The following is a 14,034-nucleotide window of genomic DNA, read 5'->3' as shown; positions in this document are numbered from 1 at the left end:
TCTTCTCCGCCGTCATCGGCGTGCCCGACGAGATCTACCAGGAGGTCGGCTGGGCCTTCGTCATGCCCATGCCGGGCAAGGAAGTCACGGAGGAGGAGCTCCGGGAATACTGCAAGGGGAAAATGGCCAATTACAAGGTCCCGAAGAAGTTCATCATCCGTCCGCTCCTGCCGCTCCTGGCCAACGGAAAGGTGAACAAGCTGGCCCTGAAGGAAGAATGCAAGAACGTTTCCGGCGCAAAATGACTGTGAGGCCTTTACGATGAAACTGAGTTCAAGTTTTGCGGGTACCCCGCTTCGCGAATACGAAACCGCCGTCCACTGGCGAGACACCATGAATTACACCGCCGCGGTCGGCGACAACAACCCCCTTTACCTTGACGACGAGCGGGAGCAGGGGGTCATCTCCCCGCCCATGTTCGCCGTGGCGCTCACCTGGCCGATATCGGAGCACCTCTACGATTACATCGAGGACAAAAGCTTCCCGGCGGCGGTGCTGCAGAGGCAGGTTCATTACCGGGAGCACCTGGAATTCATGAGGCCCATCGTCCCCGGCGACCGCCTCCGGATCAAAGGGCGCCTGGCCGCCGTCATCCCCCATCCGGCGGGGACGAGCCTGGTCATTCGTTACGACGCCCTCGACGCCCGGGGAGAGTCCGTTTTTACGGAGCACATCACCGGTCTGCTGAGGGACGTCACCTGCGAGGGAGAAGGCCGGGGTGCGGAATCCCTCCCCGCCCAGGACGGGGATGCCGGAAACGGGGATGCACTGTGGTCGTCCCGGATCGACATCGACCCCCTGTGCCCGTTCGTTTATGACGGCTGCACGCGCATCCACTTTCCGATTCACACATCGAAGAAATTCGCACACCGGGTGGGACTTCCCGACATCATCCTGCAGGGAACCGCAACACTGGCCTTCGCGGTCCGTGAAGTCACGCGCCGGGAGCCCGCCGCCGATCCTTCGAAGATCCGGAGCATTTCCTGCCGATTTGCCGGCATGGTGTTTCCGGGTGAACGGATCGAAGTTCAGTTGACCGGAAAAGAAACACAGGGAAGCGAGGCGAACCTGTTCTTCAGGGTTCTCAACGAGAAAGGCAAGCCGGCCCTCCAGGACGGCCTGGTGACCGTCCTTCCCTGATCGGGAAAGGAGCGGTGTCCTTCCCTCCAGGGATGGCCTGACGCCGCTGCCGGCCGCTGCCGCTGTTTGCATTCGGAGAGAGAAGGTGGTATCGCTCTTCCACTTTCTCTCTCTTCGGCAGGCCGGTATATGACCACGGAAAAGAAGACACCCACGGCGGTGGAGAAGCCGTCTCTCCCAGCAAAGGTCAAGGAACGCCTGTATCCGGCGGTCCTCGACCTGTTCTCCCAGCACGACTTTCACCAGGTCAACCTGCGGGAGATCTATCGCCGGTCCGGCATCAGCCCCAGCACGATCTACAAGTATTTCCCCTCCAAGGAGGCGCTTCTCTTCGCCATCCTCGACGAAAAGATCACCGAGGTCGGCCGGCTGGCCGAAATCCACATCAAGGGGATCGAAAGCACCCGTGAGATTTTCCGCAAGATCTTCTGGGTGACCCTTGATTTCTACGACCAGAACCCGGGGGTCGCGATCACGGCCTTCATCACGGTCCCCATGAGAACCTGGATGCGGGAGCAGTCCTACATCCGGGAAGACGCCACCAGGATGTTCGAGATCGTCTTCGAGCACGGCCGGAAGCGGGGGGAGATCGACCCGGCCATCCGCCTGCGGGACCTCATGGACCTGTATTTCATGTTCTGCTACCGGCAGATCCACATGTGGTTCTTCCAGGGCATGAAATGGAAACTGGCGGACACCCTCCCCGCGTTCTATCCCATGTTCTGGAAAATCGTCTCGGCCGAGGGCGCGCCGCTGCCGGTCCGTACGGATTGACGGGAAGATGAGCGGGAGGGAAAGGCCTCGGCGTACGGATCCGGCTCCGGCCAAAAGACGAAGGGAAAAATGAGGACTGCACAAGTCCGGGAGCGGCGAGCCGCCGGGATGCCACGGACCGGGCATGGACGGCAGGCCGCCTCTATGTCAGAAAATACTCGCCCCGAATCCTGACAATCGCCCCCCCGCCGAACCAGACACGCATGCCGCCCCCGTCGTCCCGGGCCAGCAGCCGGACGATGTTCGGCCTTCCGAAATCGCCGTTCTGCTCCAGGCTGATGGACGATCCGTCCCAATACCCGTTCTTCAGGAGATAGCCGCCGAAGGCCGCGTTTCCGGATCCCGTGGCGGGGTCTTCGAGATACCCGAAGGTCGGCGCGAACACGCGCGTCCGGAAGGCGTTCGCCCCATCGGCCGTTTCACGGGAGTACACCGTCACGATATCGACGGAGTGCGCCTCGCAGTAGAATTTCAGCTCCTCCAGGCGGGGAGACATCCCAAGCACGGCATCCAGCCGCCGGATCGGAACGATCAGCGTCTGAAGGCCGGCGTTCACGACGGATACCGGACGATCCCGATCCAGCTCGCCGGGATCGATGCCCGCGGCCCCGGCAAAGCCGTTCCCGTCGATCCGGACATCTGCAAACACGGGCTCGGGCGCCGCAACGAACACCGCGTTTTCCCCCTCGATCCTGTTTTCCACCGTCAGCGTCCCCATGTTGTTGACGATCCGGATGCTCTTCCGGCCGAGAAGGGCAGGGTCACTCCCGATCAGGTCATACGTGACGGCAATGGTCGCATGGCCGCAGAACGCCACTTCCCGCTCCGACGAGTAGTACTTCAGGCCGTACGTTCCATCCTCAATTTTCCAGAGATACCCCACTTCGGAAACGAACCCCTTCAGCTCCCGGGCAATCCTCAGCATCTCCTCGGCCGTCATCTCACCCGGCGCATTCAGATAGACCGCCCCGGCGGGGTTCCCTTCCGATGTCGCTGTGGCAAAGGCGTCGATCTTCTTGAAGGGAAACGATTTCTGCAAAGACGGAACAGGCATGGATTCACCTCCCGTTGACGGGATCGGCGGCCGCCGGCAGAACGGCAGGCCTGAAACTCGAATCGCCTCCCCGGCCTCCCGGACAGGAAAAGCGCAACATCTGTCTATTGTCCGTTTCGGCCGGGTCGCTCCGGGAAAAGTTTCGACGATCGGAGTCCCCACCGGGCCAGGCGGAACTCCAGCGCCGTCCGGAGGCAGCCCAGGCCGTATTCCACGCTCCTCCGGAAATTGATGGACGACGCCTCGGCGAAATACCGCGTGGGACAGCTCACCTCGGCGACGATATAGCCGAGCCAGACGACCTGGGCCAGCATCTGGTTGTCGAAGACGAAATCGTCCGAATTCCCTTCCAGGGGAAGCCTCTCCAGGAGTTCCCGGGAAAAAGCCCGATAGCCCGTGTGGTATTCCGACAGTTTGGCTCCGATCAGGAAATTCTCCACCAGCGTCAGGAACCGGTTGGCGGCGTACTTCCACAGGGGCATGCCGCCCTTCAGTGCGTAACCTCCCAGGATCCTGGACCCCAGGACACATGAATACAGGCCGCCGGCGATCATGGACGCCATGGCGGGGATGAGCTTCGGCGTATACTGGTAATCCGGGTGAACCATGATGACAATGTCCGCCCCCTCCGTCAGGGCCAGGCGGTAGCAGGTTTTCTGGTTCGCCCCGTAGCCGCGGTTCTCGCCATGGACGAAAACTTTCGTCTTCGGCAGGGCAGCGGCGATCTCCGCCGTTTCGTCGCGGCTGGCGTCGTCCACCAGGATCACGAGATCCACGATTCCCTGCTCCATCACCTCGTCATAGGTCTTTTTCAGGGTCTTTGCCGCATTGTAGGCCGGCATGACCACGACGATTTTCCGATCAAGCAGCATGCTTTCTCCATCTAAAAACCCGTTTCCAATGACAACGGGAGCAGGGATCCGGTTGCGATCAGCCTCAAACGATCGAAGTTACTTTCGCGATCTTCTGTATTTCATGAGTTCTGCCCGGAGCCACGGGCCGCTCTCCGTGAGTTTCCCCCCGCCGCAGCGGACCTGATAAGGCTTCCCGCTGGAGCTGCTTTTCGAGGAGGCCCGCTCGATGAACTCCTCGGCGGAGGATACCATGCCCTTTTCGAGGAGATACTGATACTTTCTCCGGAGGTGCGCCGCCGCCTCCCGGCTGCCGTACCGGGAGCCGTTCCGGTAGAAGTCGCAGCCGGAGGTCTCCAGATAGGTAAAGAGATGGGCGATCTCCGCCCCTGCTGCAGGCGGCAGCTCCCCCGCATGGCAGACAGGCCCCAGCAGCAGAGATGCGGCGAAAAGCAAAACGCTCATCATGTTCGCGCAGGTTAACGATGCATGCCGTTCCATTTTTCGATCCTGATTAGAAGGTTCAGATCGCATGCCGATGCATAGCGTTTCAGCCCGGCGATTGCAACGGGGTTCCTCACAAAGACAATCCGGCGCCAGGGGTTGCCTGGCGCCGGACCGGGGAAATCCCTTCCCGATGGGTTACGGGAAGGGGGAGAGGCGATTCTTCAAAAATCCTTTTTTCGCATTGTTACGGTTCCGATCTCGTTTTTCGCTTTCCGATTTCAGAATTTTTCATCGTAGGCCCGGGCCAAGAGCGATATGTAATGGCCGGCGGCAATCGGCCGTCCTGCCCGGGCAAGCCCCTCGGAGAGCTGCATCATGCAGCCGGGACATCCCGTTACGACCCTGTCGGCACCTGTTGAGAGAACATCCTCGATCTTCCGGCCGGTGATCCGGAGAGACGTCTCCGGGTGTGTGATCGTGTAAGAGCCGCCGCTTCCACAACAGGCGTCCGGCCTCGCCATTTCCATGAATTCCAAGCCGGGGATCGACTGCAGGAGGATCCGGGGCTCCGCGAAGACCTTCATGACCTTCTTCAGGTGGCACGAATCATGGTACGTGACGGTCTCCTCCACGCGCCCTCCTGGTTGCCGGAACGGAACGACGGCCGTCAGAAAGGTGGAGATGTCGAAGGTGCGGCTCTGCCAGAAGGCCGCCCTGGGGCCATAGACCGGGTCGTCCGCCAGGATCTTCTGGAATCCGTGCTGCCAGGACTCGCCGCAGGATCCGCAGGCCGTCACGATCTGCGTGGTTCCGCAGGCATCCATGGCGTCGATATTTTTCCTTGCCAGGTCCCTGGCCCCTTCCACGTCTCCGTGGGCGAGCAGGGCGATGCCGCAGCACTGCTGGCCCCCGGGAACAAAAACCTCCACGTCGTTTGCATTCAGCACCTTGACCACGTCCCAGGCCACACCGGGAAAGATGTAGTTGAAGGTGCATCCGGTGAAAAAGGCGGTCGCCACCCTCGGCTTATGGAAGGAGATCCGCTCCGGCGCCTGCTCGCGAAAGGGAGTGGCAGCCAGGCCGGGAAAGATCCGTTTCGTCAGAAGCCCGACGTTGAAACGAAGCTCATACCCGGCGCCTCCGGAAAGCCTGCGCAGGCCCAGCCCCTGCATGGAGGCCCCGGTCTTCATCAGCCGGTTGAAGAGAGGCTGATTTCTCAGGGTCCGGAAAATCATACGCTTGGCCGCAGGGAGGCCATTCTCCCTGGCCATGGCGGCCCGGAGGGTGATCACGATGCCCCCCACATCCACGCCGCAGGGGCAGTTCTGCATGCAGGAAGTGCAGACAAGGCAGTTGAAGAGTTTCTCCTGCACGCCCCTGTCATCGAGACGGAGTTCGCCCCTGAGGACCGCCTCCGCGATGGCAAGTTTCCCCCGTGCATAGGAAGCCTCCCGTTTTTCCGTCGGATACACGGGGCAGACAGCCATGCAGTTGCCGCATTTCATGCATTTTGCAAGGGCGTCGGCCACGCCGTCCAGGGTGTCGTAGAGGGCCGTCTTCATCTCAGGAATTCCTCTTCAGGGGCACTATCTTGTCTGGATTCAGAATGGAATCGGGATCCAGGGCATCCTTCAGGCGGCGCATCAGGTTGAGCCCGCTGCCGTTCAATTCGTCCCCGAGGTATTTCATCTTGGCCAGCCCGATCCCGTGCTCGCCGGAAAGGGTTCCGCCGAGCCGGAGGGCCGTGGAGAAAATCTCGTCGACGGCCCGGTGGACCCGTTCCATTTCCTCCGCGTTTCGCACGTCCGTCAGGATGGTGGGGTGAAGATTCCCGTCGCCGGCATGGCCGAAGGTCCCGATCCGGAGTCGATACCGGCGGGCGATGTCCTGAACGGCCATGAGCATGTCGGCAATGCGGTTCCTGGGCACCGTGGCGTCTTCCAGGATGGTCGTGGGACTGACCTGCGCCAGTGCGGGCAGGGCGGCCCTCCGGGCCGTCCAGATCCGGTCTCTCTCCATCTCCGACTGGGCGAGTCGGACCTTCCCTCCATGCTCTCCGATCACCTTCAGCACGGCCTCCGCCTCTGCATCCACCAGGTCCGGGGATCCGCCGTCGACTTCGATCAGGAGAAGCGCTTCCGCGTCCGTCGGCAATCCGACCTTCGCGTAGCTCTCGACGGTCTGAATGGTCACCCGGTCCATGATCTCCAGTGTGGCGGGGATGATATGGGCCTTGATGATGCCCGTCACCGTGTTTCCGGCGTCTTCGAGACGCTGGAACGTCGCCAGCATGGCCTTCCGGTACTTGGGAGGCGGGACGAGCTTGACGGTGATCTGGGTGATGATCCCCAGGGTGCCTTCGGAGCCCACAAAGAGGGAGGCGAAATCGTAGGCGGTGACGTTCTTCACCGTCTTCCCGCCGAACTTGAAGATCTCCCCCGAGGCCAGGACGACCTCCATCCCCAGGACGTAGTGCTTGGTCACGCCGTACTTCAGCCCCCGCAGTCCCCCCGCGCATTCCGCGACGGATCCCCCCATGGTCGCCGTTGTCACTGTCCCCGGGTCGGGGGGATACATCAGCCCGTACGGCGCCACGGCGTCGTTGAGGGACTGGATGACCACCCCCGCCTGCACCGTGGCCGTCAGGTTTTCCGGGTCCACTTCCAGGATCCGGTCCATTCTCTGAAACGACAGGACGATGCCGCCCTGCAGCGGGATCGTCCCGCCGCTCAGGTTGGTGCCCGCCCCGCGGGGGTAGACGGCCAGCCCGTTGTTCCTGGCGATGAGGACAATGTTCCGGACTTCCGCGGTGGTCGCCGGCAGCACGATCACGTCGGGCATCCGGCTCGGCAGATCGGGCGTGGCATCGTAGCTGTATGTAACGAGGTCGGCCCGGTCCCTCAGGACATTCGATTCGCCCAGGACGTCCTTCAACTGGGCGATTATGGAATCCTCGACCATATTCTCCTTCTCCTTGAACGAATGATTCAGCCCGGTTTTCTTCCACCGGTCCGGTTTCCGGCGCCCGCTTCATCTCCCCGCGGGTCTGCGCGGAGATGAAGCAGCGCACGGATCCCGAATCAGCGTTTCCGGACGGTCTCCCGGACGACGGCCGGCTCCGCTTCCCTCGCGTTTCTGGCAATGAAGGTGAGAACGACGACGGCGGCCACGGCGACACCCAGCCAGGCCGCCCCGCCTCCCGACAGGGACGGCGGCGCCGCAGCGGCAACGGGCGCTGCGGCCTTTTCATAGACCGGAACGATCCACTGGATGACATAGGCCTGCAGATAGGCCATCACGCCGATGACCGTCGTGAGAATGAGCGAGTGCATCACGGTGAAGCGGAAAATGTCAGCCTCCCTTCCCACCTGGTTCGTCGCCGCCGTGGCCACGGAGAGGGACTGTGGCGAGATCATCTTGCCGCAGACGCCGCCGGAGGAATTGGCCGCCACGGTCACCACCGGATCGACGCCGATCTGGGTGGCGGTAACCTCCTGCAGTTTTCCGAACAGGGCGTTCGCCGAGGTGTCCGAACCGGTCATGAATACGCCCAGCCAGCCGAGAAACGCCGCGAAGAAGGGGAAGAGAACGCCCGTCTTCGAAAAGGCGTCGCCCAGGGTTACGGCCATGCCCGAGAAGTTCATGATGTAGGCGAATCCCAGGATCGCCGCGATCGTGAAAATGGGCCAGCGCAACGTTTTCAGGGTCTGGAGGGCCACCAGCCCCGCCGTGCGGAGGGAGGCCTTCATGACGGGGATCGAGAAGAGGCCGGCAAAGAGAATGGCCGTGCCGGCGGCACTCAGGATGTTGAACATGTAGACGGCCGCCATGGGCTTGTCGCCACGGATCACCATGTTGTTCAGGCCTTCGAGAGGAATCCCGACGAGCGAGTACTGATCCAGGAGCATCTTGATCGGCTTCACCCCCCAGGCGGCGACAAAGATCGACAGAATGATGAACGGCGTCCAGGCCCGGAACACCTGGCCTCCGGTGTACATGAGCTTCGCTCGGCCGGTGCTCTTGGGCTCGCCGTCAAAGTGCCAGCTCTCTTTCGGCTGCCAGAAGCGAAGGAATACAACCAGGCAGACGATGGAGGTGATGGAAGCAATGATGTCCGGCAGCAGGGGTCCCACGAAATTGGCCGTCAGGAACTGGGCGACGGCAAAGGAACCGCCGCTGACCAGGGCCGCCGGCCAGACTTCGAGGCCCTTTTTCCATCCGCTCATGAGGACGACCATGTAGAGGGGAATCAGTACACTGACGAAGGGGAGCGTCCGGCCGACCATCTGACTCAGGGCCATTGAATCGACTCCCGAAACCTGGGAACCCACGATGATGGGAATGCCGATGGCGCCGAAGGCGACCGGGGCAGTGTTGGCGATCAGGCAGATGCCAGCTGCGTAAAGAGGCTTGAAACCCAGGCCGGCCAGCATGGCCGCGGTGATGGCCACGGGCGTGCCGAATCCCGCGGCCCCCTCGATGAAGGCGCCGAAGGAAAAGGCGATCAGGAGGGCCTGGATGCGCCGGTCGTCGGAGATGGTCGCCAGCGAGTTCTTGATGATCTCGAACTCGCCCGTCTTCACGGACAGATTGTAGATGAAGACGGCCGTGACGACGATCCAGCAGACGGGCCAGAGGCCGAAGAGCATGCCGTACCCCGCCGAGTACAGGCTCAGCTTCGCGGGCATGCCGTATACAAAGACAGAGATGGCCACGGCGATGGCCAGCGCGCTCACCGCGGCCCAATGGCCTTTCATGCGCCGGAACGCAAGGGCCCAGAAAAGATAAAGGATCGGAATCGCCGCCACCAGGGACGACAGGGCGAGGTTATCGAGCGGATTGGTGTTGATGGTCCAAGGCATGATCGAAATTCACACTCCCTTCTTTCTTGAATGGACGGGCGCGGGGTCATTGCCCCACGGACGGATTTTCTTTTCAGCGGGAAAGAGGTCTTTCACGAAACGGTCTCCGCAGGCAGGTGGATAGCGTCGGGCAGGATTCTTAACACCAACGGGAAAGATCGCAATGCCGGAAGATCTGCTAATGAATGGCAACAACATATAAGTATCGAGCTGCAGGCGATCCGGGAAGCGGTTGATCGGGAAGGGATTCGCCTGCCCGAACCGACGGCCGGACCTGCACTGTGGATTCCGATCGATTTCACAAACAGGCCTTTCCTGACACGTTTGGCAGCGGTGAGACAGATCAAAACGCCGTGCCCACAGGATTCGTTCCTCGCCTCGATCCGCCTGTTGCGGTGCATCGAACTGGCGCAATCCCGCCGATGTGTGCTAAAGTTCGTGCATGATTGAAAAAGTAGTGAAAAAAGAATCCTTTCGGAAGAGCGGCTCCATCCGGGACGACCTGTCTCATTGGTTGAGCAGGACGCCGGAGGAACGGATCGCCGCCGTCGATGAACTCCGCAGGCAGCATCATGGAAACGCAGCCCGACTTCAAAGAGTTACTCGAACTGTTCAACGCTCACCGCGTTGAGTATCTCATCGTGGGGGGCTACGCCCTGGCATTCCATGGTGCGCCCCGCTTCACCGGAGATCTGGATCTTCTCGTCAAAGCCGATTCCACCAATGCCAAGCGGATCCTGGCAGCCCTTGAGGCCTTCGGCTTCGGATCGCTGGGCCTTGCGGAAAACGATTTCGAACACCCCGAACGGACCGTGCAACTCGGTGTTCCTCCCGTCCGCATCGATCTGATCACCTCGCTGACCGGCGTTTCATGGGATGAGGCATGGGCGGGGCGGGTCTCCGGCAGATATGGGAACATCCCCGTTGTATTCATCGGGCGGGAGCAGTTCGTCATCAACAAGCGGGCAACCGGTCGACTCAGGGATCTGGCGGATCTCGAAGGGCTCGGGGAAACATGACACAACCGTCAGATCTCTAACTGGTTCAGCTCCCCGACAGGCCGAGCCAGAGCTGGAACAGGCCGAAGCCTGCCAGGGCGAAGGCGGAGATACCAATGAGGGCACGGCTCACCTTCGGACCGAGTCTCCGGGCGGTGCCGAACAGAAGGATGATTCCGGCCAGGCAGAGGACAATGGCGGCATAGAAGCCGGCGAGGAAGGCGATCCCGTCGACCGGGTCATTGCGCCAGCCCTTCAGGAGGATCGGCCCCGTCACGAGGGTCCAGTACAGGTAAGGGCTGGGATTGGCGGCGTTCATCAGGGCGGCGTGCAGGACGGTCTGCTTCGCCGCCTTCTCGTCCGCGGCGGGGACGTCCTCGAATGTCCGCCAGGCCCGGAAGGCGCCATAGGCAAGATAAAGGACAAACAGGCCTCCGGCAAGATACAGGAAACGCTGGAACCAGAGAGGCACCCGGCTCAGGACGAAGAGGCACAGGACGATGATGGGGCCGTCGCTGACCAGCGGCGCCAGGGCCGCCGGAAGCGTGCGGCGCCACCCACGGGAGAGCGTCCGCGAGATGAGGTACGCCTGGAACGGCCCCGGCTGCACGGCGGCGGCGAATCCCAGGCCGATCCCCTGGATCAGGAAGGCCCACGTCGTCATGGCGGCCCCCGGCGGGCGCTCACGTCTTTTCCCCGAAGGCCTTGAAGAAGGTGTAGCAGAACACGCCGTCGGATGCCGCGGCCCGGTACAGGTCCGCGACACCCCGGTCGAAATCCGCCGGGGCGGCGAGACCGGCCTTCAGGGCGGATTCCCGGACCCCCTCGATCATCGCCGTGAAGGTCTTCTTCGTGAATCCATCGACCAGCTCCGGCCGGCTGGAGTCCACGTAGACCATCCGCGGCGACACCCGGACGGAGCCGAAGCCTGCCTCGCGGAGCAGCGGGAACAGCTCCCGCCCCACATTGGCGTTCCCGCCGCCCCTTCTCTGCAGCTCCACCTGGCACTGGATCGCCCGGTGCGCCGCCTCGCTGTCGGGATGGAAAAAGGTCGATCCGTGGTCCCCCTCGATGACCGTGATCGTCCCGCCTGCCCGGAGAAGCCTTTTGAGCGCCAGCAGGGCCTCGACGGGCCCCGGCAGATGCTCCAGGACAAAGCACACAAAGACGTGGTCGAAGGATTCCGCCTCAAACGGCAGGTGGAATATGTCGGCCCGGCGGAACGCCACGTTCGTCAACCCCGCCGCCGTCACCCTCTCCTCGGCCTCCCGGACGGACGCCTCCGAAATGTCAATCGAGGTGATCCGGGCGCCGGGGCTGTTCCGGGCGAGGGTGACCGTCTGCGCGCCGACCCCACAGCCGGCCTCCAGTACGCGGCTTCCCGCCGGGTAGGCGGTGTCGGAATGGAGCAGGTGGACCAGCGTGGACGCCTGGTCCTGGAGCCGGGTGTTTTCCAGTGGATCGTAGCCGTGCACGTACCCGTGACTCATGGTTCCTCCGTCATCTCGGAATCGCGGCGGCAGCGGCAAAGACTATGCACCGGCCGCCGCGGGACTTGTATCAAAAGCTCCGGGAAACCGCCAGCCCTGCGACCCGGGCCGCGGGTTCAGCACTCCCGGCCCCGGTTCAGCAGCATCCCGGCCATCCAGACCAGCGCCCCGGTGGTGATGGCAACGTCGGCGAAATTGAAGAAGCCCGTGTGAAGGGAGCCGGCGCTGATGCGGACGAAGTCCACCACGGAGCCGTCGTACAGGACGCGGTCCAGGAGGTTGCCGGTGCCGCCGGCGAAAAAAAGCGAAACGGCCAGCAATTCTGTGAGACGCACGGATCTGGATGAAAGCGCAAAGACCAGGATTGCGAGGAGCAGCCCTCCAACCCCGATCAGGAAGAATCCCAGCCGCCAGGGCTCCGTGAGAGAGGCTCCCAGGCTCAGAAACCCGCCCGGATTGTAAACGAGCTGAACGCGGACCGCGTCACCAAGAAAGGACAGCGTTCCCGTCTCCGGGAGAATCCAGAGGGCGGCCTGCTTCGTGACTTGATCGCAGCCGATGCAGGGCAGCGAGACCAGGCAGATCACCATCAATCGTTTCCAGACACTCATTTTCAGAACCCCGAAGATGTTTTTCTACGAAGGCCCGGCTATGCCCTTCTCCGCATAAATCGGCCGGACAATGGAACGGAGCATGGGAAGCTTGCCGGCAAAGAAGACGGCACCGGCGATGCAGAAGACCCCTCCGATCGCCATGGTGGCGGTGATGCCGATTGCCTGGGCCACGGAACCCGCCATCAGGCTGCCCAGGGGCGCCATCCCCAGGAACGCGACGGCGAAAAAGCTCATCACCCGCCCGCGCTTGCCGTCCTCCACGAGTGTCTGCAGCATCGTGTTGCAGGATGCCACGTGGATCATGATGCCGATGCCGACGACGAGCATCAGAAGGAGAGAAATCCAGAGGGTGCGGGAAAAGGCGAAGGCGATCAGGCCCAGGCCGAAGATGCCCGACGACAGCGGAATGATCCGGCCCAGCCCGAGAACCGACGTCCTGGACGCCAGGTACATGGCTCCCATAAAAGCCCCCACGCCGGCCGCGGACATCAGGAAGCCCAGGGTATGGGGGCCACCGTGCAGGACATCCCGGGCAAAGGCGGGCATCAGGACCGCATAGGGAACCCCCATGAAGCTCGTCAGGGCCAGGAGCAGGAGAATGAACCGGATCGGCTTGAACTCATAGGCGTACCGGAGCCCTTCCGCGAGCTCCTGGAGGATGTTGGTGCTTTTTTTCGCCGGGGTCGCCGGGGACAGCTTCATGGCAAGAAGCGCCGCGATGACGGCGAGATAGCTCAGGCCGTTCAGGAGAAAACAGATCCCCTCTCCGACCAGGGCGATGAGGACGCCCGCCACGGAGGGTCCGAGAAATCTCGCCCCGTTGAACATGGCGGAGTTCAGGGCGATGGCATTGCCCAGGTCCCTCTTGTCGTCGATCATGTGAATGACAAAGGACTGCCGCGTCGGGATGTCCAGGGCATTGACGCAGCCCAGGAACAGGCTCAGCACGATGATGTGCCAGACCGCCACGGTACCCGTCAGGACGAGCACCGCCAGCGTCAGGGCCTGCGCCATGGACAGCGCCTGGGTCAGGATCAGGGTCCGGTGGCGGTTCCAGCGGTCCGACAGGACCCCCGCGAAGGGAGAGATGACAAACGTGGGAAACTGGCCCGCAAAACCGACCACCCCCAGCAGGAAGACCGAATCGGTCAGGCGGTAGACCAGCCAGCTCAGCGCGACCTGCTGCATCCAGGTGCCGATCAGGGAAACGCCCTGGCCCGCGAAGAACAGTCTGTAATTCCGGGACTTGAGCGTTCGAAAGATCACCCCGAAGGGTCCGGATTGTTCGGAAGCCATTCCTCTCGTCGCCATGGGCGGATCACCATCCTCCGGGCCGGCCGGCGATCCATCCGTGTTCATGACGGGGGTCGTCCCCTTTCGAAATCTCAGCTGATGTCGGTGATCCGATAGAACACGCCGTCCCGGAACTCGAACTCGGACCGACCGCTGAGGCAAAGCGTTTCGCCGGCCTTTGGACCGCCCGGCACGTCCACGGCCAGGATGCCCTTGAAATCGATGCTTGCCGACGCCCGGTCGCCCTCGATCGACAGGTTCACGATCTCCTGGCGGCGGGAGGCAAACAGCCCTTTCGACTGGACCGCCAACACGCGGAGCGCCCCGATTCCATCCGCCTCGGCGGTGACCTTCCCGCCGGCTATGTTTCTGAACAGCACCTCCGGATGCATCAGGGCCAGCATACCCTCCACGTCGAGGGCATTGTAGGCCCCTATGTACCGTTCGATGAGCACCTGAATGTCCTTTGCAGTCACCGGCAACGAGCCTCCTCGGGATACGAATGCGCCGT

15 protein-coding genes are annotated in these 14,034 nt (G+C 62.4%); 4 read left to right on the top strand and 11 right to left on the bottom strand.

What is annotated here, in order from left to right; translation table 11 throughout:
• The 3 genes from PLO63_09815 to PLO63_09805 all read left to right on the top strand — a co-directional run.
• A partial coding sequence (locus PLO63_09815) for a fatty acid--CoA ligase (protein HOI74430.1) occupies window positions 1-245 on the top strand: 245 nt, incomplete at its 5' end.
• Between the two features lie 16 nt (window positions 246-261).
• Window positions 262-1,140 carry a MaoC/PaaZ C-terminal domain-containing protein gene (locus tag PLO63_09810; GenBank protein HOI74429.1) on the top strand — a complete coding sequence of 293 codons (879 nt, stop codon included), beginning with the start codon at window positions 262-264 and terminating at the stop codon, window positions 1,138-1,140.
• A gap of 129 nt (window positions 1,141-1,269) precedes the next feature.
• Complete coding sequence (locus PLO63_09805; GenBank protein ID HOI74428.1) at window positions 1,270-1,914, top strand: TetR/AcrR family transcriptional regulator; 645 nt, start codon at window positions 1,270-1,272, stop codon at window positions 1,912-1,914.
• A gap of 142 nt (window positions 1,915-2,056) precedes the next feature.
• Here the strand turns inward: PLO63_09805 and PLO63_09800 are convergent, their stop codons facing one another.
• The 6 genes from PLO63_09800 to PLO63_09775 all read right to left on the bottom strand — a co-directional run bounded on the left by PLO63_09800 (window position 2,057) and on the right by PLO63_09775 (window position 9,128).
• Window positions 2,057-2,968, bottom strand: a complete 912-nt coding sequence (locus tag PLO63_09800) for a PhzF family phenazine biosynthesis protein (protein HOI74427.1) — start codon at window positions 2,966-2,968, stop codon at window positions 2,057-2,059.
• 104 nt (window positions 2,969-3,072) lie between these two features.
• Entirely contained in the window at window positions 3,073-3,840 is a 768-nt protein-coding gene (locus PLO63_09795; GenBank protein ID HOI74426.1) for a glycosyltransferase family 2 protein, read from the bottom strand.
• A gap of 78 nt (window positions 3,841-3,918) precedes the next feature.
• Entirely contained in the window at window positions 3,919-4,320 is a 402-nt protein-coding gene (locus PLO63_09790) for a DUF5329 domain-containing protein (protein ID HOI74425.1), read from the bottom strand.
• 224 nt (window positions 4,321-4,544) lie between these two features.
• Window positions 4,545-5,828, bottom strand: coding sequence for a (Fe-S)-binding protein (locus tag PLO63_09785; GenBank protein HOI74424.1), 1,284 nt, complete (start codon window positions 5,826-5,828; stop codon window positions 4,545-4,547).
• A gap of 1 nt (window position 5,829) precedes the next feature.
• Window positions 5,830-7,227: an FAD-linked oxidase C-terminal domain-containing protein gene (locus tag PLO63_09780; protein ID HOI74423.1), complete on the bottom strand. Its 1,398-nt coding sequence runs from the start codon at window positions 7,225-7,227 to the stop codon at window positions 5,830-5,832.
• Window positions 7,228-7,346: 119 nt separating this feature from the next.
• Window positions 7,347-9,128, bottom strand: a complete 1,782-nt coding sequence (locus PLO63_09775) for a lactate permease LctP family transporter (protein ID HOI74422.1) — start codon at window positions 9,126-9,128, stop codon at window positions 7,347-7,349.
• Window positions 9,129-9,700: 572 nt separating this feature from the next.
• Between PLO63_09775 and PLO63_09770 the strand changes: the two genes are divergently transcribed.
• Window positions 9,701-10,147, top strand: a complete 447-nt coding sequence (locus PLO63_09770) for a hypothetical protein (GenBank protein HOI74421.1) — start codon at window positions 9,701-9,703, stop codon at window positions 10,145-10,147.
• A 25-nt stretch (window positions 10,148-10,172) separates the two neighbouring features.
• Here PLO63_09770 and PLO63_09765 read toward each other — a convergent pair whose 3' ends face one another.
• The 5 genes from PLO63_09765 to PLO63_09745 all read right to left on the bottom strand — a co-directional run bounded on the left by PLO63_09765 (window position 10,173) and on the right by PLO63_09745 (window position 13,999).
• On the bottom strand, window positions 10,173-10,790 hold the full coding sequence (locus tag PLO63_09765) for a LysE family transporter (GenBank protein HOI74420.1): 618 nt from the start codon (window positions 10,788-10,790) through the stop codon (window positions 10,173-10,175).
• Window positions 10,791-10,809: 19 nt separating this feature from the next.
• On the bottom strand, window positions 10,810-11,616 hold the full coding sequence (locus PLO63_09760) for a methyltransferase domain-containing protein (GenBank protein ID HOI74419.1): 807 nt from the start codon (window positions 11,614-11,616) through the stop codon (window positions 10,810-10,812).
• A 116-nt stretch (window positions 11,617-11,732) separates the two neighbouring features.
• Window positions 11,733-12,227, bottom strand: coding sequence for a signal peptidase II (locus tag PLO63_09755; GenBank protein HOI74418.1), 495 nt, complete (start codon window positions 12,225-12,227; stop codon window positions 11,733-11,735).
• Window positions 12,228-12,251: 24 nt separating this feature from the next.
• The gene (locus PLO63_09750) at window positions 12,252-13,541 is read right to left on the bottom strand and encodes an MFS transporter (protein ID HOI74417.1); all 1,290 of its coding nucleotides are present in this window, start codon (window positions 13,539-13,541) and stop codon (window positions 12,252-12,254) included.
• 74 nt (window positions 13,542-13,615) lie between these two features.
• Window positions 13,616-13,999, bottom strand: a complete 384-nt coding sequence (locus PLO63_09745; GenBank protein ID HOI74416.1) for a nuclear transport factor 2 family protein — start codon at window positions 13,997-13,999, stop codon at window positions 13,616-13,618.
• Window positions 14,000-14,034 lie beyond the last annotated feature (35 nt).

The sequence above is a fragment of the Syntrophales bacterium genome (assembly GCA_035363115.1).
Lineage (GTDB): Bacteria > Desulfobacterota > Syntrophia > Syntrophales > PHBD01 > PHBD01.
This window is presented reverse-complemented; position numbering and strand designations above follow the sequence as displayed.